Consider the following 22,271-nt stretch of genomic DNA (forward strand, 5'->3'; position numbering starts at 1 on the left):
CTCCATTTCGAATATGCGAGAGAAAGCTGCGCCGAAGAACCCGTCGCACCCTTTGGCAAATCCGTTTCAGGCCGGCTGATTTTTCAGAAAACTTCGCGAAAATTCGGAGAACCGGCTTGCGCATCCTTCAGGATGCGTCATAATTTACACTATTGCAAGTCAACAAGGGAAGAGACGCAGCCCGGGTATCGGACAGGTGTCGAGGTTTTGTAATTTCCCTCTCCACAGATCCCGTGCGCAGGAGATTCAACCCGGGCCATGAACCGACCCTATGGAAACCCTGACCTCACATAACATCACCGTGATGTTCCTCTCCCTGGGCATTCTGCTCTGTGTGGCCCGCGGCCTTGGCGAGCTGGCCCAGCGGTTTCACCAGCCGGCCGTGCTGGGAGAGCTGGTCGCGGGCGTTCTGCTTGGACCGACGGTCCTGGGGACCCTGGCGCCCGGGGTAAGTCAATTCCTCTTTCCCCTGGAAGGCGTGAACGCCATTGGGTTGGAGACCTTTGCGACCCTGGCGATCGGGCTGTTCCTGCTGGTGGCGGGGATGGAGGTCGATCTGTCAACGGTCTGGAAGCAGGGCAGGATCGGCCTCAAGGTCGGGATCGCGAGCATTGTCATCCCGTTTTCCATCGCACTGGCCCTGGGGTGGGCCGCACCGGGAGCGCTTGGCAGGCATGCGGACGCAGACCCGCTGATCTTTGCCCTGTTTTTTGCGATCGCCATGTCGATTTCCGCCCTGCCCATCATCGCCAAAACACTCATGGACATGGGCCTTTACCGCACGGATCTCGGCATGGTGGTCGTCAGCGCGGCCATCTTCAACGACCTTGTCGGCTGGATCGTTTTCGCCGTTATTCTGGGCCTCAAAGGGGGCCCCTCCGGGAGCGGCAACAACATCTTTCTGACCATTGCGCTGACGCTGGCCTTTGTCGGCGCAATGCTTACACTAGGAAGGTGGCTGATTCACAAGGCGCTGCCGATTGTGCAGGCGCATACCCGCTGTCCGGGGGGCGAGTTGGGTTTTGCCCTCGTCCTGGGGCTCTTCGGCGCGGCAGTCACCGAATGGATCGGGATTCATGCGATCCTCGGGGCCTTTATCGTGGGGGTCGCCGTCGGCGACTCCTCCCACCTCCGCGAGCGCAGCCGGGTGATCATCGGTGATTTCGTTTCGTTCATCTTTGCCCCGGTGTTCTTCGCGAGCATCGGCCTCAAGGTCAACTTCCTGGCCCATTTCGACCTCCCCCTGGTGGCGACGGTGCTCCTGATTGCCTGCGTCTGTAAACTGGCCGGCGGCGCTCTGGGGGCGAGGTGGGGCGGCATGCTGCCCCGGGAGGCCTGGGCGGTCGGCTTTGCCATGGTCTCCGTCGGCGCCATGGGGATCATTGTCGGCATGATCGCCCTGGAAGCGGGGATCATCCGCGAGAGGCTCTTCGTTGCTCTGATTGTCATGGCGATCGTCACCTCCATGATCAGCGGTCCGTCCATGCGGCTGATTCTCCGCACCGAGAAGAAGCGGATGCTCCGGGATATCCTCTCCGAGAAACTGTTCCTGCCGGAACTCCAGGCCGTTTCCCGCCGCGGGGTCATCCATGAACTGACGGCGGCAGCCTGCGAGGCGGGCGGTCTGAACGCGCAAACCGTGGAAGATGCCGTCTGGTCGCGAGAGGAAGCACTCAGCACGGGCGTCGGAAAGGGGGTCGCGATTCCCCACGCCAGGATCAACGGGCTGCGGGAATCCCTGGTCGCCGTGGGTATTTCCACGACAGGGATCGATTTCGACGCGCCGGACGGCGGCCCCGCACATGTGATTTTTCTGATTCTCACACCCGAGAGCGATCCCGGCGCACAACTGGTTATCGCTTCCCAGATCGCACGCCTTTTTCGCGATCCGCGCATGATCGACAGCGCGCTTCGCGCGAAGCACCTTTCGGATTTTCTGGCCTTGATGCCACAGGAACCCGATACTGGCGATCAATGTGCGTTGTAGCCATAGACCGTTACGGAGGGCAGGCAGCCATGACAAAACCATTCATCCTCGCAATGATTGCATTCTTTTTCGGGGCGGTGTGCGCATCAGCCGCAGAGGAGGCGGTGCTGCACCTGGAACCGCTCGTCCGGGAGGCGCTCGAAAAGAACCCGAAAATCTCCTCGGCACGGGAGCGTCATCTCTCCCTGAAGGAAAAAATCCCCCAGGCGGGGGCGCTTGAGGATCCCATGCTCAGCGTCGGCGTGGTCAGCCTTCCGGAGAGCTTCGATTTTGGCGAGGAAGACATGACCATGAAGGAGATCTCCGTATCTCAGAAATTTCCTTTTCCCGGCAAACGGGGCCTGAGCGCGGATGCCGCCGCCAGAGAGGCGGATGCCGGCGCCGCGGCGGCGGAGGACGCCGCCAACCAGGTGGTCCGGGAGGTGAAAGCCGCATTTTACGACCTGTCCCATGTCTACCGCGCCACGGAGGTCACCCGACGCAACAAGGGCATTCTGGAAGAGCTTTCCAGGATCACGAGCACCCGCTACGCCCTGGGGCAGGGCATCCAGGAGGACGTCATCCGGAATCAGGTCGAGATCTCAAAGATGGTGGATGAGCTGAGCATGCTGGCCCAGCAGAAACAGGCAGCCGCGGCAAGGCTCAACTTTCTTCTCAATCGGCCGCAGAACGGGCGTTTGGGCAGACCCGCCGAAACAGAATTCATGCCGGGCGCGTTTTCCATTCCGGGTCTCCAGGAGATGGCCGCGGCGAGCAGCCCCGTCCTCCGGGCATTGAAAGAGGAGATCGCCGCGCGCGGCAAGGGGGTTGAACTGGCGCGTCGGGAGTACTATCCGGATTTGAGCGTGAGGGTCGCCTATGGACAGCGGGAAGACCGGCCGGACATGTACACCGGCATGGTCGAAATGAACCTGCCGATTTTCCATAAATCCAGGCAGGCGCCCGGGTTGGCTGCGGCCAATGCGGACGTCCGCGCCGCCAGGGCCGATTATGAGAACGTCCAGAATGAACTCTTCTACATGATCGCCGACATGGGGTCGATGGCCGAACGGCTGGAGCGCAGGATCGTGCTCTACCGAACGGGAATCCTTCCCCAGGCCCGGCTGCAGATCGATACCGCCATGAGCGCATACATGGTCAACAAGGCCGACTTCATGACCCTCCTTGACAGCCGGATGCAGCTTTACCGCTATGAACTGGATTACCACGGTGCCCTGACCGAGTATGAAAAGAGCCTGGCGGCGCTGGAGGCGGTGGTCGGCGAAACGATTCCACGGGAGGTGGCCAAATGAAACGCCTGGTATGGATTTTCCTGCTGCTGACCCTGCTTTCGGTGGGCGCCGCTTTCGGCCAGACCCGGCATCCGGCCGGTCACGGTGCGGATCCGCCTGAACCCGCGGCACCGGTGGATGATGTTGACGACCTGAAGGGGCTTTCCATGGAAGCCATCGAGAAGGAGGGCAAGGTCCAGGAGATCGCGCCCGGCACCGTCCACGTCTCCCCGGAGCGTCAGCAGCTCATCGGGGTGCGGTTCGGAACGGTTGAGCGGAGGTCCCTTGACAAAATCATCCGCACCGTGGGCCGGATCGACTACGACGAGCGGCGCATCGGCATCGTGTCGCCCAAGATCTCGGGCTGGATCGAAACGCTTTATGTGGACTTCACCGGCCGGTTCGTCCGCCGGGGAGAAGCCCTGCTCACCATTTACAGCCCGGAGCTGGTCTCCACCCAGGAGGAGTATCTCCTCGCCCTGGAAGCCCGGAAAGACTGGTCCCGAAGCCCGTTTCCGGAGGTCTCCGGCGGCGGCGTCCTTCTGGCCGAAAGCGCCCGCAGGCGCCTGAAGCTCTGGGATATCAGCGACGCCCAGATCCGGGCCCTCGAACAGCGCCGTGAACCGCAAAAAACCCTCACCCTGTACAGCCCGTTCACGGGCCATGTCCTCGAAAAAATGGTGAACCAGGGCCAGTTCGTGGATGCGGGCATGACGCTCTTCCGGATCGCCGATCTTTCGGTGGTCTGGCTCATCGCCGATATCTATGAACAAGAACTGCCGTTCATCCACCCGGGGCAGACGGCATCCATCCGGTTCGCCGACGCGCCCGGCGAAGCCTTCACGGGCAAGGCCATCTATATCTATCCCTACCTGGACCCCCAGACCCGGACCGGCAAGGCCCGGTTCGAGTTTGCCAACCCCCATGGCAGGCTCAAGCCCGAGATGTTCGCAACCGTGGAGATCCAGGCGCCCGTCGGCGAAGGACTCGCGGTGGAAGAAGGCGCCGTCATCGATACCGGGACCCGCAAGGTGGTGCTTGTCGACAAGGGCGCAGGCTACCTTGAACCCCGCGAGATCCGGACGGGGGTCAAGGCGGGGGCGTTCTTCGAGGTCGTGGAGGGTCTTGCGGCGGGGGAGCGGGTCGTCACCAGCGCCAATTTCCTCATCGATTCCGAATCCAAGCTCAAGGAGGCCGTGGGCGGGGGCGGGCATCAGCATTAAGATAAGAATGGATGCGGCGCATCCTGAAGGACGGCTTCTGCCGCCGCAGCAAATGGGGGCGCGATCATGATCGAAAAAATCATCGAAATATGTGCCAGAAACCGCTTCATGGTCTTCGCGGCCGTGGCCCTCCTGACGATGGGCGGGGGGTATGCGCTGAAGCATATCCCGCTGGACGCCCTGCCGGACATCTCCGACGTCCAGGTCATCATCTACACGCCCTGGGAAGGGCGAAGTCCGGACCTGATCGAAGACCAGGTGACCTATCCCGTCGTGACGGCCCTGATTTCGGCCCCGCAGGTCAAGACCGTGAGGGGATTTTCCGATTTCGGGTTTTCCTTTGTCTACGCCATTTTCGAGGACGGCACCGACATCTACTGGGCCCGCTCCCGGGTTCTGGAATACCTTCAGCAGATCTCCGGGCGCCTGCCCGAGGGTGCAAGCCCGGTCCTCGGCCCGGACGCGACAGGCGTGGGCTGGGTCTTCACCTACGCACTGGTGGATGAGAGCGGCGAGTACGATCTCGCCTACCTGCGCACGCTCCAGGACTGGTACCTGCGGTATTCGCTGGCCAGCGTGGCGGGGGTGGCCGAGGTGGCCAGCGTGGGCGGCTTCGTGAAACAGTACCAGGTCAACATCGATCCCAACAGGCTCTCGGCCTACGGGATCTCCATCCGCGAGGTGATGGAGCGCATCCGGATGTCCAACAACGACGTCGAGGGCCGCCTCATCGAGATGTCGGGCCGGGAATACATGGTTCGCGGCCGGGGCTATATCAAGTCGCTTTCGGATATCCAGTCGATCGTCATCGGAGGCGCGGGCGGGACCCCGGTGCTCCTGCGCGATGTCGCCAGCGTCGCCTTCGGGCCGGACATCCGCCGCGGCATCGTGGAACTGAACGGCAGCGGCGAGGTGGCGGGCGGCATCGTCGTCATGCGTCACGGCGAGAACGCCCTCAGGGTCATCAACGACGTCAAGGCCAAAATCGAGGAGATCAAGCCCGGCCTGCCGGAGGGCATCCGGATCGTCCCGACCTACGACCGCTCCGAGTTGATCCGGCTCTCCATCCAAAACCTCCAGAAGACGCTCATCGAGGAGATCGTGGTGGTCAGCCTGGTGGTGATATTCTTTCTGATGCATCTCCGCTCGGCCTTCGTGCCGATTCTCGTCCTGCCGATTGCGGTGGTGATCTCCTTCATCCCCATGTTCTTCCTGAAGATCACCTCAAACGTCATGTCCCTGGGCGGCATCGCCCTTTCCATCGGCGTTCTGGTGGATGCCTCCATCGTCATGGTCGAAAACGGCTATCGCCACCTGTCCGAGGGGACGGAGGAAGACCGCCTGAACAGTTCCGCCACCGTGATCCGCTCCTGCCGGCAGGTGGGCCGGGGCATCTTCTTCGCCCTCATCATCATCATCGTCTCCTTTGTGCCCGTCTTCATGCTGGAGGCCCAAGAGGGACGGCTCTTCCGGCCGCTTGCCTTCACCAAGACCTTCGCCATGGCCGCCTCCTCCATTCTGGCCATCACGCTGGTGCCGGTCCTGATGACAATATTCCTCAAGGGCAAAGGCTTGAAGCCGGAGACGGCCAATCCCGTGTCGCGTTTCCTCAAATGGATGTACGAGCCGATCATCCGCTGGGTCCTGCGGTTCAAGAAAACCGCCCTGTTCATCAATTTCCTGCTGATCCCCGTCAGCATCGTCCTGATGGTCCGTATCGGCAGCGAGTTCATGCCGCCGCTTTACGAAGGCACGATCCTATACATGCCGGTCACCAGCCCCGGAATCTCCGTGACCGAGGCCGGAAGGCTCCTTGCCCTGCAGGACAGGATCCTGAAAAGCTTTCCCGAGGTCGATACGGTCTTCGGCAAGGCCGGACGGGCCGAGACCGCCACGGACCCGGCGCCGTTCAGCATGATGGAGACCACGGTCCAGCTCAATCCCCGAAGTGAATGGCGCACGGTCAAACGGGATTACACCCGCCTTCCCGGATGGCTGCGTCCGGCCGCCGCTGCGGTTTTCGGGGCCGAGCGCCCCCTGACCTACGACGAGCTGGTGGAGGAGATGGACCGTCGGATGCAGTTTCCCGGGGTTCAGAATGCCTGGACCATGCCGATCCGCGCCCGGATCGACATGCTCAGCACCGGCATCCGCACCCCTGTGGGCATCAAGGTTTTCGGGCCTGATCTGAACACCATCCAGGACCTGGGCATTCAGATCGAAGGCCTGCTGAAGGCGGTGCCCGGCACGCGCAGCGTTTACGCCGAGCGGGTGGCCGGAGGGTTTTTCGTGGATATCGATATCCGGCGCGACGCCATCGCCCGCTACGGCCTGACGGTGGGAGAGGTCCAGGAGGTGATCCAGTCGGCCATCGGCGGCATGAACATCTCCCGCACGGTCGAGGGCCGGGAGCGCTATCCCATCAACGTGCGCTACCCTCGGGAGCTGCGGGATGACGTCGAGAAGCTCAAGCGGGTCCTGGTGCCGGCGCAGATGGGCGGATCCGGTGCCATGGGTGCGGCAGGCGGCGCGGGCATGGCCCAGATCCCTCTGGCGCAGCTGGCGGACATCCGCGTGACCACGGGGCCGGCCATGATCCGGGACGAGGACGCCATGCTTGCCGGGTATGTGTTCATCGACGTCACCGCAAGGGACATCGGCGGCTATGTGGAGGAGGCCAAGCGGGTGATTCAGGAGCGGCTCGCGCTGCCGGCCGGGTATTTCCTGTCGTGGAGCGGGCAGTACGAATTCCAGCTCCGGGCCCGGGAACGGCTCACGATCCTCCTGCCGGTGGTGTTTTTCGTGATTTTCATCTTGTTGTACCTGACTTTTCACTCCATATCCGAGTCGATCATTCTGATGGTCGCCGTCCTCTATGCCATGACCGGCGGCGTGATCCTGCAATACCTCCTGGGGTACAATTTCAGCGTGGCCGTCTGGGTGGGTTACATCGCCCTCTACGGGATCGCCGTGGAAACCGGCGTCGTGATGATTATCTATCTGCACGAGGCCCTCGACCGCCGCCTGGCCATGGGGGAGATCAGCCCGGAGGACATCCGGGAAGCGACCGTCGAGGGGTCGGTGCTGCGGCTGCGGCCCAAGATCATGACGGTGGGCACCACCCTGATCGGCCTGATCCCCATCATGTGGTCGGCAGGCGTGGGAGCGGACGTGATGAAGCCCGTGGCGACCCCCATCATCGGCGGGGTGATTACCTCGACCATCCACGTGCTCATCATCACCCCCCTGATCTTTTCCATGGTAAAGGAGCGGGCGCTCAAGCGCGGGCGTCTGCATGCACCGGAGATGAAACACGAGATAAAACATCAAATCTAAGGAGGATGGGATATGAACACATCCAGATGGCGTGTGTTTGTGGTCGCCGTTGTTTTCTCCCTGGTCCCCGCGCTTGCGGGGGCCCAGGGCACGCACGAGCATGGGTCGGGCGGAGGCGGCATGAAGATGGACACCCGTGAGGTGCTGGTGGAGGGACTCAAGGTGACCTTCATGATCATGGCCAACGACGAGCACCGCACCATGCTCAAGGACATGAAGATGAAGGATGACATCATGCCGGGGACCACCCATAACATCACGGTGGTGGTGACGGATCAGGCGACCCAGAAGGAGGTCACCGACGCTGCACTCACCATGAAGGTGGTCGCCCCCGGGGGCGGGGACCAGATCCGGCCCCTTAAATATGAAAGCTCCATGAAGAGCTATGACGGCTACTTCAATATGCCGGAAACCGGCAGGTATGAACTGCTGGTCCTCATCAAGGCCGGCGGCCTGAAAAAGGCCGCCGGCGTCTTCTACGACCTGAAATAGGGATAGACAAAGGGGTCGCCCGGCCCGGCGCAGTCCGGGCCGGTCTAGACGGTGCGGGCGTCCAGCCCCAGACGCTTCCGCCTGTCCTCGATGCGCCGCCGGATGAGGATGCCCGCTTTCTCCGGGTCCGGCTCCACGGCGAAGGACGCGCCCACCACATCCTCCAGCCCCGCGGTCAGGAGCTTCACCACGTTCATGCTGCCGGTGATGGGGGGCATGGGCCCGAGCACGGTATACACCCCCGACGCGACGAAGTAGGCGCCGATGCTGACCGCCTTTTCGGAATACCATTCGGGGGCCGCCCCGGCCACGGGCAGGTCGCTGATGTCGCACCCCAGGCCGTCGGCCAGGGCCGCGGCCAGGACGAGAATGCGGACGTTGTCGACGCAGCTTCCCATGTGGAGAACCGGCGGGATGCCCAGGGCGCCGCAAACGGCCTGGAGGCCCGGGCCGGCGTACCGGACGGCCTCGGCCACCTTGAACCCGGCCTTGGCGTTGGCGATGGCGGCACACCCCGTATCCAGTACCAGGATGTCGTTTTCGATCAACTGCCGGGTCAGGGTGACGTGGCCGTAGTCATGCTTGATCTTGGGGTTGTTGCATCCCACGATGCCGACGGCCCCGCGGATCTGGCCGGCCTTGATCGCATCGAGAAGGGGCGCGGGCGTGCCGCCCAGGGCCCCCAGAATGGCTTCCACGGAGAATCCGCCCAGGGACGGAACCGGTTCCACGGGGATATAGACCCGGCCGCGCCGGCCGAAGTTCTCTATGGCCTCCCTCACCAGCTCCCGCGCCAGGTCGCGGGCGTTGTCGGGATGGAACTCCCGGTGGGTCATGCCCGGGAAGCGGGCCTTGTCGCTGGTGCTGATCATCTTGGTGTGGTAGCAGGAGGCCGTCTTGCCGAGGGAGGGCATGATGCACTGGTAGTCCACCAGCATCATCTCGACGGCGCCGGTGGCGATGACGAGCTCCGTCATGAGGTGGTTGCCGGCCATGGGGATGCCGTGGCGCATCAGGAGTTCGTTCCCGGTGCAGCAGAGCCCCGCGAGGTTGATGCCCGCGGCGCCTTTTTCCTTTGCCAGGGCGATGAGGTCCGGCGACTGACAGGCCTGGAGGAGCATCTCCGACACCACGGGGTTGTGGCCGTGGACGATGATGTTGACCTGGCCGGCCTTGAGGACGCCCACATTGACCGTGTTGGCCGAGGGCTTGGGGGTGCCGAAGAGGATGTCCGAGACCTCGGTTGCGATCATCGATCCGCCCCACCCGTCGGAGAGAGCGTTCCGGAGGGCGTGAAGCAGCAGGCTCTGCCAGCCGTTGTCCACGCCCATGTGGGTGCGGTGCATCATCTCCGAGGTCTCGCGGTCGATCCCACGGGGCATGATCCCCGTCTTCCGCCAGAGTTCCCTGCGCTTGTCAGGCGCCCGGGCAACCAGGGTGAGCTCTTTTCTGCGCGTCCCGAAATCACCCATCATGGCGTCGGCCAGGGCGCCTGCGATCTCCAGGGGCGCCTTTCCGTCGGATTCGACTCCGTACTCCGCGGCCACCCGCCTGAGCTTTTCTTCGTCGGTGATGCCGTACCCCGGGGCCCGGCCCGCGGCCACCTCATGGAGCACCTCCACCAGGTCCCGGCCGTGATCGGAATGGGACGCCGCGCCCGCGGCCACCATCCGCCCCAGGTTTCTGGCGACGATGATATGGGCGTCGGCGCCGCAGACCCCCTGCTGGGGGCCTTCCCCGAAGGGGTCCACCCGGCAGGGCCCCATGTTGCAGATGCGGCAGCTCAACCCCATTTCACAGTATCCGCACTGGGGCGTCTGAGCCTCGTAGCGGTCCCACACGGTTTCGATCCGGTCCTGCTCGGCCTTTTCCAGCATCAGCCGTCCATCCTGGGTGATGGTCCTGTTTTCAGTATCCCTGAGCATATCGGTCTCCCTTCATGGAAGTCATTATTGAAAGAGGGTGTCGGGGCAACGTGTCTCAGCGTTTCTGCATGTCGATCTGGGTCCGCTTTACGGCGGCGAGCATGGCGAACCCCGGAGAGAGCGCTTCGCGGCCGGAGTCCCTGGATACCGACCGCGCCACCTCCCGCGTCTTTCGATGCTGGGCCGCGGCCATCTCCTCGAAGGTCAGTGCGCCGGACTTGCAGACCTCGACACAGGCTGGGATTTGGCCCTTGCGCTGCCTTGCTGCGCAGTTGTCGCATTTGACGGCGACGGTCTTGCCCGGGGGCGCTTCCGCATCCTCATGGTAGCGGATGACGCCGAAGGGGCAGGCCATGGCGCAGGAGGCGCAGTTGATGCAGGTGTCGGGGTTGATGAGAACGGTGTTGGTTTCGGGAACCCGGAAGATGGCGCCGGGCAGGCAGGCCAGCATGCAGGGGGCGGGATCGCAGTGCCGGCACCGGTTGGGAAATCCCTCACCGTGCATGCCCGCGCTTACATGGACCCTGGGCTTGGGCAGGGGGCTTTCCCGCACGGCGGTGATGAGGGTTTGGGTTTTGGAATGGGCGGTGGCGCAGGCGATCATGCATTGCATGCACCCGACGCAGCGCTCGGGGTGGACCACGACTTGCTTCATATCTCCTCCTTTGCCGGGAACAGGGTGCGGGGCAGTTGCCTTGCGGGCATTCGGCCCTGACGGCGGATCAATCAGTTCAAAAGCTGCCGGTAATTGAAACCGGGGGTCAAGAGCCGTTTGCCGGGAACCTTGAGCGGTGTTTCGCTTTGGATCAGGGAGATCAGGGTGCCGCCCTGGTCGATGTCGTTCACCATGACCGTGCCCACCAGGCGGTCGCCGTCCAGGACCATCTTCCGATAGGTGTTTCGGTGATGATCCATGCGGGTTACGACCTCGAAGCCCAGGCTTTCCGGGGGATCGACCCAGCCGCCGGTCATGATGTCCATATCGAAGATGCGGATCACGTTCCGGCCGAGGCTGCCCTTGAGGGCCACGGGCCGGCCGGCCATGTTGGCCCCGGCGGCCCGGCCTTGGAGGACCGCCTCGGGCCATATGGCGTTGACCCAGCGGGTTTTCCTGGCGATATCGACGAATTCGGCTGCATCCCCCGCGGCGTAAATGCCGGGAGCGCTGGTCTCCATGTGTTCGTTCACCAGGACGCCCAGGTCCACCGCGATGCGGTCCCGGGGCACGAAGGAGAGGGCCGGCAGCACGCCCTTGCCGATCACCACCATGTCGCAGGGCAGCTCCGAACCGTCGGAAAGGCGGGCGCCCTCGACCCGGCCCCTGCCGTAAAAAGCTGCGGCGGAGAGGCCCACCCGAACGTCGAGGCCTTTTCGGACCAGTTCGGCCAGGATCATCTCCCCGGCCGTCCGGTCCACCTGCATGGAGAGGGGATATTCGGAGCGGATGAGCTGCGTCACGCGGATGCCGCGCCGCATGAGGCCATAGGCCGCCTTGAACCCCACCAGGCCGCCGCCCAGGACCAGGGCCGTTTTGACGGAAGGCAGCGCCTTCAGCATCCCCCGGACATGCTGTTCGGTCCGCATGTAAAATATGTGGTCGAGGTCGAGGCCGTCGGCCGCAATGGGTCGGGGATCGGCGCCGGAGGCGATGAGGAGCCTGTCGAAACGGATGTCGCCGCCATCCCCGGAAAGGCGGACGGTGCGACCTTCGACATCGATGTTTGCGACCCGGCGGCCCAGGACCGGGGTGATCCGGAATGCGTCGTAGAATCCGGCGTCCCGGATGGGAAGCTGTTCCGGAGAGACGGAGCCCTCCAGGACCATGCTGATCATGGGCCGGCAGTAGGGAGGAACGGCCTCATCGCCGATGAGGGTGATGGAGCCCTCCGGATCGTGCCGGCGGATGGCCTCGGCGCCGTGAATGCCGGCGATGCCGTTGCCGATGATGACATATTCCATGCAAGCCTCCTCTCGGGAAGAAGCGGAGAAAACGTCACACGCCGGACGCTTTCAGGACCTCGGCCACCATGGCCTGGGCTTCGTCCTGGATCCGGCGCAGGTGATCCGCCCCCTTGAAGCTTTCGGTGTAGATCTTGTAGATGTCTTCGGTGCCCGAGGGCCGCGCGGCGAACCATCCGTTTTCGGTGACGACCTTGAGCCCGCCGATGGACGCGCCGTTGCCCGAGGCATGGGTCAGCTTCTCCAGGATGGGCTCGCCGGCCAGGTGGTCGGCCCGGACCTGGTCCGGGGAGAGCTGTTTCAGCACCGCCTTCTGCTCGGGGGAGGCCTCCGCCTGGAGCCTTTCGTAAATCGGATCGCCGAAGGTTTCCACAAGGCCCCGGTAGTGCTCCGATGGGTCCCGCCCGGTCCGGGCCTGAATTTCCGCGGCCAGCAGGTTCAGGATGATGCCGTCCTTGTCCGTGGTCCAGACGGTGCCGTCCTTGCGCAGAAACGAGGCCCCGGCGCTCTCCTCTCCGCCGAATCCGTAAGTCCCGTCCACGAGGCCGTCCACGAACCACTTGAATCCCACCGGCACCTCGGACAGGCGCCGCCCCAGGGACCGGGCCACCCGGTCGATCATGGCGCTGCTGACCAGGGTCTTGCCGACGGCCGCATCGGGCCGCCAGCCGGGCCGGTTCCGGAAAAGATAGTCGATGGCCACGGCAAGATAATGATTGGGGTTCATGAGCCCGCCGCTCCGGGTGACGATGCCGTGGCGGTCCGCATCCGGATCATTGCCGAAGGCGATGTCGTAGTCCGCCTTCATTTCGATGAGCCGGGCCATGGCGTATGGCGACGAGCAGTCCATCCGGATTTTGCCGTCCCGGTCGAGGGGCATGAACCGGAAGGTCGGGTCGACCGTCGTGTTGACCGGTTTGAGATCCAGCCCGTACCGCTCTGCGATCGGCTCCCAGAACCCCACCGCCGCGCCGCCCATGGGGTCTGCGCCGATCCGGATGCCCGCGTCGCGGATGGCGTCCATGTGGAGGATGTTTTCCAGGTCGTGCACGTACGGGGTGATGAAATCCCATTGGACGGTGGTCTCCGCCCGGAGGGCCTTTTCATAGGGGATGCGCCGGACATCTCGGTTTCCGTCCGCCATGAGGGCGTTGGCCCGCTTTTCGATCCAGGCGGTGACCCCGGTGTCGGCCGGACCGCCGTGGGGCGGATTGTACTTGAACCCGCCGTCTTCCGGCGGATTGTGGGAGGGCGTAATGACGATCCCGTCCGCGGGACGGTCGGGGTTGTGGCAGTTATGGGTCAGGATGGCGTGGGAGATGACGGGGGTGGGCGTGTATCCCATGCCCTGATGGACCATGACGCGGACCCCGTTGGCGGCCAGCACCTCCAGAGTGGTCATGTGGCTCGGCTCGGAAAGCGCATGGGTGTCCATCCCCAGAAACAGGGGGCCTGAGATCTTCTCCTGGTTGCGGTAATCGCAGATGGCCTGGGCCGTGGCGAGGATATGGGCCTCGTTGAAGCTGTTCCGAAGCGACGTTCCCCTGTGTCCCGAGGTGCCGAAGGCCACCTGCTGGGCGGGGTTGGCGGGGTCCGGCCGGCCCGTGTAGTAAAGGCTGACGAGCCTCGGGATATTGACGAGAAGTCCTTCCGGCGCGGGTTTTCCGGCAAGTTCATGGACAGCCATAACGTTCATCTCCTTTCAGAACCGGTGGGGTATGAACCGAGTGCTGCAGGCCTTTAAAACAAAACGAGGGAAATGAATCCTTGGATTCTGTTTCCCTCGTTAATGATGTTTCTGCACCGTGCGACAGGCGAATACTTCGTGTGGATCGATATCAGCGCTGGGCCGAGCGCGGGGCCTTGCCCGCCAGGGGATTGTAAAGCTTCATGATGGCGAATTTCATCACGTCGATGGTCTTCATGTCCAAAACGATGTTGAAGAGCTTTTCCTCGGCTTCCGCCGGGAGAACGCATGCGTTGCTGGCGTCGAAATCCAGACCGGGAAAGCCCTTGACCAGTTTTTTCTGGTCTTTCTGGGTCATCGGCACCTGAACGGCCTTTTTGCCGGCAATGTCGACGACATTTCCCTGCAAGCCGGCGGCTTCGATCTTCTTAAGATGTTCATCTCCCAAAAAAACATTAACCAAATAGTCTGCCATTTACATTCCTCCCTGTTGTTCAGCCCAAAGTCCAATGCGTAAAGCAACACCTCTTTCCAGCAGCCATGATGTTTATTCGAGACAGCCCGGCATGTCAAGCACGGAATGCGAAACACGCAAAATCGGGCGGCTCCGCCCATCCTCGGGAAGCCTGCCGCGCCGCCGTCCGGGCATCCTTTTCCCAGGTGGTTTGGGATGCCTGGAAGGGGCCTTCATCTCATCCGATCACCGCCTGCGGCGAAGCCTGTTCGAGCAGAAGCTCCGACGTGCAGTTCGGGCAGCGCGTCGCCTTGATGGGAATGGCGGTGCAGCATTTGGGGCACTCCTTGGTCATCGGCTCGGCTTCGGGTTCTTTCTTCTTGAAACGGTTCACCTGCTTGATGAGCATGAATATCGCAAAGGCCACGATAACGAAATCCAGTACCGTGTTGATGAATGCGCCGTATTTGAGGGCGACCGCCTCTGCTTCGGCGGTCTTATCCTGGAGCGTGATCGCCAGATCGGAGAAGTCGACGCTGCCCAGCAGCATCCCGATGGGCGGCATGATGACGTCGTTCACGAGGGAATTGATGATCTTGCCGAACGAGGCGCCGATAATGATCCCAACGGCCATGTCGAGGACGTTGCCCCGCATGGCGAATTCTTTGAATTCCTTAATAATTTGCATGATAGTTCTCCTTTTCGGTGAAATGTTTCAATGATCGCTGCGTTCCGGTTTCTGTCCTGCTGCAGCCTCTGGCTCACGCAGATCCGCGAATTCGTGATGCATAAGAATTGCGCGGACCTGCATTTTCGACAAACTACCTCTTTTATTCGCCGCTGCCAAGAAAAAATGGTACAGCCATCTTCTTCCCACTGGATGCCGAGGGCAGTCTGCCCGATCCCGGTTTCGCAAAGGCGGTTGGTCATATCATCCAGGCATCCAAACCGTAATCGCTGGCGGGTTCACGAATCTCGTCGGGTCGGGCGGCCGTAGGGGTATACAATTTATCCGATTCCCAGCGGGCGGGATTGTCACGAATGTATTGGCGAATATGGTTTAATTCCGTTTCGTTTCGGACGATATGTTCCCGATAATTGCGTTGCCAGACAGAAACCCCCGGGGTGCAGCGTTTGTTATTGATGCGCCGGGCCGAAAACGTTTTCATTTGCCGCACGATTTCCGACAACATGCGCCCCCCCCGTAGGGGCGGGTTCCAAACCCGCCCCGGGTTCCAAGCCCGCCCCGAATTCCAACCCCGCCCCGAATTCCAACCCCGCCCCGGTGATAACGACAATGAAATGGACATGATTTGGCATGACCACAAATTCGTCCAATTCAATCCCTGCAATGTGGTTTGGCAAATCCTCCCATGTGTTTTTGACAATTTTCCCATATTCATTCAGCACCATCTGGGATAGTTGGGCGTCAACGGATGGGGCGGGTTTGGGGGTTGGTGATGGGCTCGGTAACGGGGCGGGTTTGGAACCCGCCCCTACGGCAACCGCAACGGACCCGAACAGACATTGCCGATGGCGGCGAAATAGGCCCCGGCCCGGGGGCGGCCCAAACACGTTGTTATCCTGATAGTATCAACAGGGCATTCGGGCAATATTGCCTTGTCTCAATATCACGTGGTGTTCACGATGGAACCGCGTTCGGTAAAGAAGAAAAACCGGCGGCCTCTGAATCGATTGGTTTCCGATCCAAACCAGTTTAGGCCGCCCCTGTCAACCGAAAGCAGGGTAGAGCACTTCAGGTTCCATTATCACCGATTTTCGCGAAGGGTTTAATCGTCAAAACCATATAAGATTTTATCCGTCACTCAAAGTTTAAGTTGAGATTTATGCCGTTTAACCATGACAAACTTGACGGCATCCGATGCCATGGAACCGATCGTAAAATGGGGTTGTGAGCCCGCTTGGGAAATGTCACCGTCAGATCCTCTCCTTTGACCTTGACGATGCCTTTACCGCGGACGAAGTTTCTGAAAATTTTTGGAGCGTCACAGTGCTCGAAGCCACGCAACTTGACTGCGAGCATGTTGTAGAGGGTGTCGGCGATCATGGTCATGATGACATCGAAGTGCACCTTTACCAGAATCGGCGATGACAGGGCATTGAGGTTGAAAAAGTCGACAGCCTCGGCGATGGCGTTTTCCACGCGCCAACGTCGCGAATAATTGCCCACCAGCAACTCGACTGGTGTTTTGAAATCATTGGATATCAAGAATGCGGGCTTTTCGCGGCCGTTACCTCGAATGATCACCTGGCGTAGGGAGCCGTCATATTTGTCAATGGAAATCGTGGATTCGTGGACCAGTGGATTGGGATATTTGCGTTTGGCATTCGGAATGAAAATCTTGGTCCACGGTTGAAGGCCGGCGACATTTTCAACCAACTTTCGACCCCGGCGGCGAAGGGTGATAAAGCGAACCCCCTGGCGGTTAAGCTCCGACAGGTGCCCATACGAGGTGAAACGGGAGTCGAACACAAAGGTGGGCAGGAGCCCGCGGTTGACCTTCTTCCAATAGGTCAGAAAAGCGGTAACCTGCTCATCGGATTCGTCACGATGGATATCGGCCGCGGTGTAGACAATGAGCTTCGAGCCGGCATCCTGGGCAAACAATGTTAACGCACCTTTCATAACCTTGTTGCGAGCACCCGCCCAGTGATTTTCCAGGACCGACTCATCACCGAAGTGCGGGATGGTGTGAAAGTCCAGATTGATGACCGAATTGTCGTACAGCCCCAGCTTTTTGGCTTGTTGAACGAAGGATAGTTGAAGCTTTTGCAGATGCGCGTGATCCAGACTGTAAGAATAGGTGGACATTGCCGTGCACTTGGGCAGGACATTCAATCCTGCAAAAAGGCCCAATCCGGGATCGAAGGCGTGATCGGGCGCATGGGAGTGACGTTCGGTACCCAGCAGCTTCAACGCCAGAAAGGACAGCAGGTAATTGACGGCGCTGATGATCTTTGTGCCCGGAAGCCCGGCATTGCTGACAATTTTCTGGATATCCAGCTTCTGCATAAAGGGCGCAAAGATGAAAATTCCAGCCGCCGGACAATCAAACTGAGCCGATTGGATCTGGCTGATATCGATGGCAGCGGAGGCTTGCGGAATTTTAGCCCCCTTGACGGTCATGCCGATTGTGATTCGGGTGCGCCGCGGCAGTTTGGGGAAGCCTTCTTCGGCTAGAATCCGCTCGACGGTTCTCACCGACAGTTCAACCCCGTCTTCGGACAAAAGTTGAGCGATCTCACCGGCTGAGAGCTTGAGTTGACGACACTGGCGTATTTTTTCGCGCACCTCCGCTGATACGCCCCGCCGTTTCGATTGTTGCTCGGGAACAGGTTCGGAAAAGTCTATTTTATCGTGGGTGAACTGGTGGCGAAGCAGATGGACATAGCCGACGGAGTACCCGAAGCGATCAGCGACGACTTTCGCGGGAAGCCGTTCGATAAAGGAGGCCCTCAAGGCTTCGTAGCGCCTTTGCCAGTCGTGTTTGGGGTGAAGGAAATATTTTTCATCGGCCATAATCCTTATATATTGTTTGGCGATTATATCTGTCAATATAAATTATTTAAAAAGATTGGTGCGTCTTGCCATAATAGGCAATGCTTCCAAGGATAAACGTTTTTAAATAGATATATCAATTTGTTATATAGATACCTGATTTTGTTGTGGACGGCGGCAAGCTGATGGCAAAAAATTTAAACTTCAGGGAAAGAGCAATCAAACCGTCAAACAACATAAGGAATATGAGCGATTGTGTGGCTGCTGAAAATATAACAATTTGATTTTATATTAATATTTACCGCTTCAATGTGCACAGGCTTTTATATTTGAAACTTCCGCGAAAATCGGTGATTATGCCCGGACCTGCGGGCATCGGCCGACCTCCCGGCGCCGCGGGCCTTCAATTCGGGAAATATCCGATGGTTTGTATTGATTCTTCCGGGGGGTGACTTAATTTTATGTGGCCGTGAACGGTTTTCAGGATGTTTTCCCCCTTGAATCAGAATTTTGGACAAAGGAATCAGGCATGCCCGAGCAGGAATCGACCGCACCGGAGGATTTTTCACGAAAAATGATCGACATTCTCAATTACGGCGCCCTGAACCTCGCCGTGGGCATCGGCTACCGCACGGGGCTCTTCGACGCCATGGACGCATGCAGCGCGCCGCAGACCGCCGAGGCCGTCGCCCGGGAGGCGGGGATGAACCGGCGCTATGTGGAGGAGTGGCTGGGCGTCATGTGCACCGGCGGCATCGTCACCCTCACCACCCGCGAGGACGGCACCGCCGAATATCTTCTGCCCCGATCTCACGCCGATATTCTAACCCGCCGCGCGGGCAGCGGCAACCTGGGGGTCTACGCCCAGGAGATCCCCCTCCTGACTCTCTGCGCCATGGAGAAGGTCCTGGACGGATTCCGGACAGGCGAGGGGGTGCCCTATGCCGACTATCCGAAATTTCAGGCGTTCATGACGGAGCTGGCCAACGCCAAGCACCGGCAGGTGCTGATCGACCTTTTCCTCCCCACGGTGGACGGCGGCCGGATGGCGGCCCGCCTCCAAAAGGGCATCCGGGTGTGCGACCTTGGGTGCGGGGAGGGCGTCGCGCTCACCCTCATGGCGGCGGCCTTCCCCGCCAGCCGGTTCACCGGCATCGACATGGACCCCGAGGTGATCCGGATCGCCGAGAGCGCGGCTGCTGAGGCAGGCCTTGACAACGCCCGTTTCCTCGTCCGGGACGCCGCGGCCCTCGGAAACGGGGACGAATTCGAAAACGCCTTCGACTACATCACCGCCTTTGACGCCATCCACGACCAGCGGGAGCCCCTGGCCGCCCTGAAAAGCGTCCGGCGCATGCTGCCGCCGGGCGGCTGCTTCTCCATGATCGACATCGACGCGGGGTCCGCCCACCAGGACAATATGGCCCACCCCATGGGGCCGTTCCTCTACACCGTGAGCCTCATGCACTGCATGCCGGTGGGGCTGGCGGACAACGGCGCCGGTTTGGGCATGATGTGGGGCAGGGAGAAGGCCGTGGCGCTCCTCTCCCGGGCCGGCTTCGACGCCGTCGAGGTGGTCGAGATGCCCCACGACCCTTTCAACATCCACTACTTCTGCCGAAAATAGCGGCGGACGGCGCCGCCCATACACCTTCCGAAAGGATGCAAGGATGAACATCGTTTACCTATCCCCCCATTTCCCCCCGAATTACTATCTTTTCTGCGTCCACCTGAAAAAGATGGGGGCGAACGTACTGGGCATCGGCGATGCCGCCTACGATCAGATCGGGCACGAATTGAAGGAGGGGCTGACCGAATACTACCGGGTGGACGACATGGCGGACTACGACCAGCTTCTCAAAGCCTGCGGGTATTTCACCCACATCTACGGCAAGCTCGACCGCGCGGAATCCAACAACGAATACTGGATCGAGACCGAAGCGAAGCTCCGGACCGATTTCAACATGAACGGCCCCAAGATTCACCAGATATCCCGCCTGGTCCTGAAATCCGAAATGAAAAAGCATTTTCGGAACGCGGGCGTGGACGTGGCCCGGGGAAAGATCGTCAAAAGCCGCGAGGAGGCCGTCCGCTTCATCGAGGAGGTCGGCTATCCCGTCGTCTTCAAGCCCGACCGCGGGGTGGGGGCCGCGGATACTTTTCGCATCGAAACCGAGGCGGACCTCGACGCTTTTTTCGACCGGAAGCCCGCGGCGCGGTATATCATGGAGGAGTTCATCGAGGGGGAGATCTGCTCCTTCGACGGCCTGACCGACCGGAACGGCGTTATTGTTTTTCACACCGCCCACGTCTTCAGCCAGGGCATCATGGAAACCGTGAACGAAGACCGGGACATCTTCTATTATTCGCTTCGGGAGATCCCGGAGGACCTGGAGGATGCCGGCAAAAACACCGTCGCAGCCTTCGATATCCGGGAGCGGTTTTTTCATATCGAGTTTTTCAGGACCCCCGGCGGACGCCTCGTCGCTCTGGAGCTGAACGCCCGGCCGCCCGGCGGCCTCACGACGGACATGTTCGATTTTGCCAACAACATCGACATCTATGCCGCATGGGCGAAGGTCATGATGCACCAGCCGCCCGGGCTGACCTATTCGCGGCCCTATCACTGCGCTTACATCGGCAGAAAAGTGAACAAGAACTACATCCGGTCCCATCGGGACATCATGCAGCACTTCGGCTACATGATCGTCTTCCACGGACCGATCGACAGCATCTTCAGCGCCGCCATCGGCAACTACGGATATCTGGTCAACGCGGTCGACCTTGAGAATGTCCGGGATGCTGCGCGCTTTATACATGAGAAGTCATGAGCGGCGGACGAAAGGCCATGCTTTGAGGTGGATTTCGAAACCGTGTTGTGGCATTATCCCAAGCTGACGACAGCCGCACCAGGCGGTCAGGGTTCCGGCGCGAGACACCAGAGGGGACGCAGATCGATCATGGGCATTTCATGCCGCAATATCAGCTACCGGTATCCCGGCGCCGAAACCTTCGTGTTCAGGGACCTCTCCTTCGAGATGGCGCAGCCGGGTTTCAACGCCCTGTTCGGCCCGTCCGGCGTCGGCAAAACCTCCTTCGCCAAGATCCTTTCGGGGGACCTGGCGGGCCATGGCGGCGAGGTGACCCTGGACGGCATCGACCGCCTGGCCTATTCCTACAACCTCGAAAGGCTGCCGGGATGGTCGACGGTGGGACGCCACCTCGAAAAGATCGTTCCCGAGATCCGTCACGGCCGGATGGCGGAGCTCCTCCCGGCCTTCGGCATCGAAGCCTGTCTGGACCAGCGCTTTTCCCAGCTCTCCCTCGGCCAGAAAAACCGCGTCAACCTCATCCGCTACCTGCTCCAGGATTTTCAACTCCTTATCCTCGATGAAAGCCTGGCCAACGTCGACGAGCTGACGCGGGAGCGGATCATCCTCAAGATGAAAGACATGTTTCCCGAAACCTATTTTATCTATATATCCCATAATGTGGTCGAGGTGTCCAAATTCTGCAGGGATATCCTGGTGTTTCGCGGGCTCGAAAAACAGCCCGCCTCGACAATCGTCCGGGGGCAGGACCTGACCCGGGGAAGGGCCATCGGCACGCCGGCCTTCGAGCGGACCATGCTGGAGATCATGAATGCTGTTTAGGCGGATTTATCAGTTCCTGATCATCTATTGCCTGGGCATCCTGTTTCTGCTGACCCTCAAGCTCCTCCTGAACCTTTCCGACTACGTCATTCCGGGCCCCGTGAGCATCTGGCATGTCTTTGTCCAGGAATTCCGTCGCTTTTTGATGAGCGTCCTGAGCACCCTGGGCGTCGCCGTCATCGGCCAGGTGACCTCGGTCTGCCTGGCCTTCGCGGTGGGGATCCTGGGCCGCCAGGCGACCTGGTTCGGCTCCTTCGTGAAGGTGGCGGCCTACAACATCCAGGCCTACCCCATCGTAGCCATCGCCCCCATCATCTTCATCCTTCTGGGCGACGGGTTCGTTTCCCGCCTCCTCATCGCCGCCATGATCTGCTATTTCCCGCTCCTGCTCTCGGTCATGGGGATCATGTCGGAGCCCATCGACGATATCGAACATTTCTACCGGGTCACCGGGAGGATGCGCTGGCAGCTCGAGGTCAAGATCCGCGCCTTCGAAAACCTGCACAAGCTGACGACGGTCATCGCCGGCAGCGCCACCCTGGCCATGGCGGGCACCATCGTGGCGGAGTTCATCGCCGCCAACGCCGGCATCGGCTACACCATCCGCATCGCACTCTACCAGAGCGACCTCGCCAAGGTGCTGGTCGCCCTGTTTGTCATCGGCATCACCCTCTCCGTTTACCAGGGGATGCTGGAATGGGCCGGCCTTCGGGTGAAGCGCCGGTGGGCGGGCGGCGTATGACGACGGATCCCGGGGAGAAGCG

General features: G+C 60.9%; 17 protein-coding genes. 9 read left to right on the forward strand and 8 right to left on the reverse strand.

From position 1 onward, the window contains the following. Positions 1–271 precede the first annotated feature (271 nt). From ACEW8N_RS09810 to ACEW8N_RS09830, 5 genes are all read left to right on the forward strand, one after another. Positions 272–1,987, forward strand: a complete 1,716-nt coding sequence (locus ACEW8N_RS09810; protein WP_373499632.1) for a cation:proton antiporter — start codon at positions 272–274, stop codon at positions 1,985–1,987. Positions 1,988–2,016: 29 nt separating this feature from the next. Beyond that, positions 2,017–3,279, forward strand: a complete 1,263-nt coding sequence (locus ACEW8N_RS09815; protein WP_373499633.1) for a TolC family protein — start codon at positions 2,017–2,019, stop codon at positions 3,277–3,279. Beyond that, positions 3,276–4,481, forward strand: coding sequence for an efflux RND transporter periplasmic adaptor subunit (locus ACEW8N_RS09820; RefSeq protein ID WP_373499634.1), 1,206 nt, complete (start codon positions 3,276–3,278; stop codon positions 4,479–4,481). The genes ACEW8N_RS09815 and ACEW8N_RS09820 overlap by 4 nt, the downstream gene beginning before the upstream one ends. A 66-nt stretch (positions 4,482–4,547) precedes the next feature. Further along, the gene (locus ACEW8N_RS09825; protein WP_373499635.1) at positions 4,548–7,817 is read left to right on the forward strand and encodes an efflux RND transporter permease subunit; all 3,270 of its coding nucleotides are present in this window, start codon (positions 4,548–4,550) and stop codon (positions 7,815–7,817) included. A gap of 12 nt (positions 7,818–7,829) precedes the next feature. Then, on the forward strand, positions 7,830–8,309 hold the full coding sequence (locus ACEW8N_RS09830) for a hypothetical protein (protein ID WP_373499636.1): 480 nt from the start codon (positions 7,830–7,832) through the stop codon (positions 8,307–8,309). Positions 8,310–8,353: 44 nt separating this feature from the next. On the opposite strand, the gene cooS is transcribed toward ACEW8N_RS09830, so the two are convergent. From cooS to ACEW8N_RS09870, 8 genes are all read right to left on the reverse strand, one after another. Continuing rightward, positions 8,354–10,234 carry an anaerobic carbon-monoxide dehydrogenase catalytic subunit gene (cooS, locus tag ACEW8N_RS09835; protein ID WP_373499637.1) on the reverse strand — a complete coding sequence of 627 codons (1,881 nt, stop codon included), beginning with the start codon at positions 10,232–10,234 and terminating at the stop codon, positions 8,354–8,356. 55 nt (positions 10,235–10,289) lie between these two features. Then, positions 10,290–10,889, reverse strand: a complete 600-nt coding sequence (locus ACEW8N_RS09840) for a 4Fe-4S dicluster domain-containing protein (protein ID WP_373499638.1) — start codon at positions 10,887–10,889, stop codon at positions 10,290–10,292. Positions 10,890–10,960: 71 nt separating this feature from the next. Further along, the gene (locus ACEW8N_RS09845) at positions 10,961–12,193 is read right to left on the reverse strand and encodes an NAD(P)/FAD-dependent oxidoreductase (RefSeq protein ID WP_373499639.1); all 1,233 of its coding nucleotides are present in this window, start codon (positions 12,191–12,193) and stop codon (positions 10,961–10,963) included. Positions 12,194–12,227: 34 nt separating this feature from the next. Next, on the reverse strand, positions 12,228–13,880 hold the full coding sequence (gene pgm, locus ACEW8N_RS09850; RefSeq protein ID WP_373499640.1) for a phosphoglucomutase (alpha-D-glucose-1,6-bisphosphate-dependent): 1,653 nt from the start codon (positions 13,878–13,880) through the stop codon (positions 12,228–12,230). A 151-nt stretch (positions 13,881–14,031) separates the two neighbouring features. After that, entirely contained in the window at positions 14,032–14,355 is a 324-nt protein-coding gene (locus tag ACEW8N_RS09855; protein WP_373499641.1) for a hypothetical protein, read from the reverse strand. Between the two features lie 217 nt (positions 14,356–14,572). Continuing rightward, positions 14,573–15,022, reverse strand: a complete 450-nt coding sequence (gene mscL, locus ACEW8N_RS09860) for a large-conductance mechanosensitive channel protein MscL (RefSeq protein ID WP_373499642.1) — start codon at positions 15,020–15,022, stop codon at positions 14,573–14,575. Positions 15,023–15,260: 238 nt separating this feature from the next. Then, positions 15,261–15,527, reverse strand: a complete 267-nt coding sequence (locus tag ACEW8N_RS09865) for a transposase (protein WP_373499643.1) — start codon at positions 15,525–15,527, stop codon at positions 15,261–15,263. 629 nt (positions 15,528–16,156) lie between these two features. Then, positions 16,157–17,875, reverse strand: coding sequence for a transposase (locus ACEW8N_RS09870; RefSeq protein ID WP_373499644.1), 1,719 nt, complete (start codon positions 17,873–17,875; stop codon positions 16,157–16,159). Positions 17,876–18,383: 508 nt separating this feature from the next. On the opposite strand from ACEW8N_RS09870, the gene ACEW8N_RS09875 reads away from it, so the two are divergent. The 4 genes from ACEW8N_RS09875 to ACEW8N_RS09890 all read left to right on the forward strand — a co-directional run bounded on the left by ACEW8N_RS09875 (position 18,384) and on the right by ACEW8N_RS09890 (position 22,249). Then, positions 18,384–19,481 (forward strand): class I SAM-dependent methyltransferase, encoded by a 1,098-nt coding sequence (locus ACEW8N_RS09875; RefSeq protein ID WP_373499645.1) that lies wholly within the window; start codon positions 18,384–18,386, stop codon positions 19,479–19,481. A gap of 43 nt (positions 19,482–19,524) precedes the next feature. Beyond that, positions 19,525–20,685 carry an acetyl-CoA carboxylase biotin carboxylase subunit family protein gene (locus ACEW8N_RS09880; protein ID WP_373499646.1) on the forward strand — a complete coding sequence of 387 codons (1,161 nt, stop codon included), beginning with the start codon at positions 19,525–19,527 and terminating at the stop codon, positions 20,683–20,685. Positions 20,686–20,814: 129 nt separating this feature from the next. Beyond that, positions 20,815–21,507 carry an ATP-binding cassette domain-containing protein gene (locus ACEW8N_RS09885; protein ID WP_373499647.1) on the forward strand — a complete coding sequence of 231 codons (693 nt, stop codon included), beginning with the start codon at positions 20,815–20,817 and terminating at the stop codon, positions 21,505–21,507. Then, positions 21,497–22,249, forward strand: a complete 753-nt coding sequence (locus ACEW8N_RS09890) for an ABC transporter permease (RefSeq protein ID WP_373499648.1) — start codon at positions 21,497–21,499, stop codon at positions 22,247–22,249. The genes ACEW8N_RS09885 and ACEW8N_RS09890 overlap by 11 nt, the downstream gene beginning before the upstream one ends. The last annotated feature ends 22 nt before the right edge of the window (positions 22,250–22,271 follow it).

The sequence above is a fragment of the Desulfococcus sp. genome (assembly GCF_041737845.1).
In the GTDB taxonomy this organism is placed as follows: domain Bacteria; phylum Desulfobacterota; class Desulfobacteria; order Desulfobacterales; family Desulfococcaceae; genus Desulfococcus.

Bases quoted from the DNA above. Each gene is read 5' to 3' on its own strand.
- ACEW8N_RS09870 (WP_373499644.1), bottom strand. From the start codon at position 17,875: ATGGCCGATGAAAAATATTTCCTTCACCCCAAACACGACTGGCAAAGG.
- cooS (WP_373499637.1), bottom strand. From the start codon at position 10,234: ATGCTCAGGGATACTGAAAACAGGACCATCACCCAGGATGGACGGCTG.
- ACEW8N_RS09855 (WP_373499641.1), bottom strand. From the start codon at position 14,355: ATGGCAGACTATTTGGTTAATGTTTTTTTGGGAGATGAACATCTTAAG.
- ACEW8N_RS09890 (WP_373499648.1), top strand. From the start codon at position 21,497: ATGCTGTTTAGGCGGATTTATCAGTTCCTGATCATCTATTGCCTGGGC.
- ACEW8N_RS09810 (WP_373499632.1), top strand. From the start codon at position 272: ATGGAAACCCTGACCTCACATAACATCACCGTGATGTTCCTCTCCCTG.
- mscL (WP_373499642.1), bottom strand. From the start codon at position 15,022: ATGCAAATTATTAAGGAATTCAAAGAATTCGCCATGCGGGGCAACGTC.
- ACEW8N_RS09840 (WP_373499638.1), bottom strand. From the start codon at position 10,889: ATGAAGCAAGTCGTGGTCCACCCCGAGCGCTGCGTCGGGTGCATGCAA.
- ACEW8N_RS09820 (WP_373499634.1), top strand. From the start codon at position 3,276: ATGAAACGCCTGGTATGGATTTTCCTGCTGCTGACCCTGCTTTCGGTG.
- ACEW8N_RS09830 (WP_373499636.1), top strand. From the start codon at position 7,830: ATGAACACATCCAGATGGCGTGTGTTTGTGGTCGCCGTTGTTTTCTCC.
- ACEW8N_RS09885 (WP_373499647.1), top strand. From the start codon at position 20,815: ATGGGCATTTCATGCCGCAATATCAGCTACCGGTATCCCGGCGCCGAA.
- ACEW8N_RS09825 (WP_373499635.1), top strand. From the start codon at position 4,548: ATGATCGAAAAAATCATCGAAATATGTGCCAGAAACCGCTTCATGGTC.
- ACEW8N_RS09845 (WP_373499639.1), bottom strand. From the start codon at position 12,193: ATGGAATATGTCATCATCGGCAACGGCATCGCCGGCATTCACGGCGCC.
- ACEW8N_RS09880 (WP_373499646.1), top strand. From the start codon at position 19,525: ATGAACATCGTTTACCTATCCCCCCATTTCCCCCCGAATTACTATCTT.
- ACEW8N_RS09875 (WP_373499645.1), top strand. From the start codon at position 18,384: ATGCCCGAGCAGGAATCGACCGCACCGGAGGATTTTTCACGAAAAATG.
- pgm (WP_373499640.1), bottom strand. From the start codon at position 13,880: ATGGCTGTCCATGAACTTGCCGGAAAACCCGCGCCGGAAGGACTTCTC.
- ACEW8N_RS09815 (WP_373499633.1), top strand. From the start codon at position 2,017: ATGACAAAACCATTCATCCTCGCAATGATTGCATTCTTTTTCGGGGCG.
- ACEW8N_RS09865 (WP_373499643.1), bottom strand. From the start codon at position 15,527: ATGTTGTCGGAAATCGTGCGGCAAATGAAAACGTTTTCGGCCCGGCGC.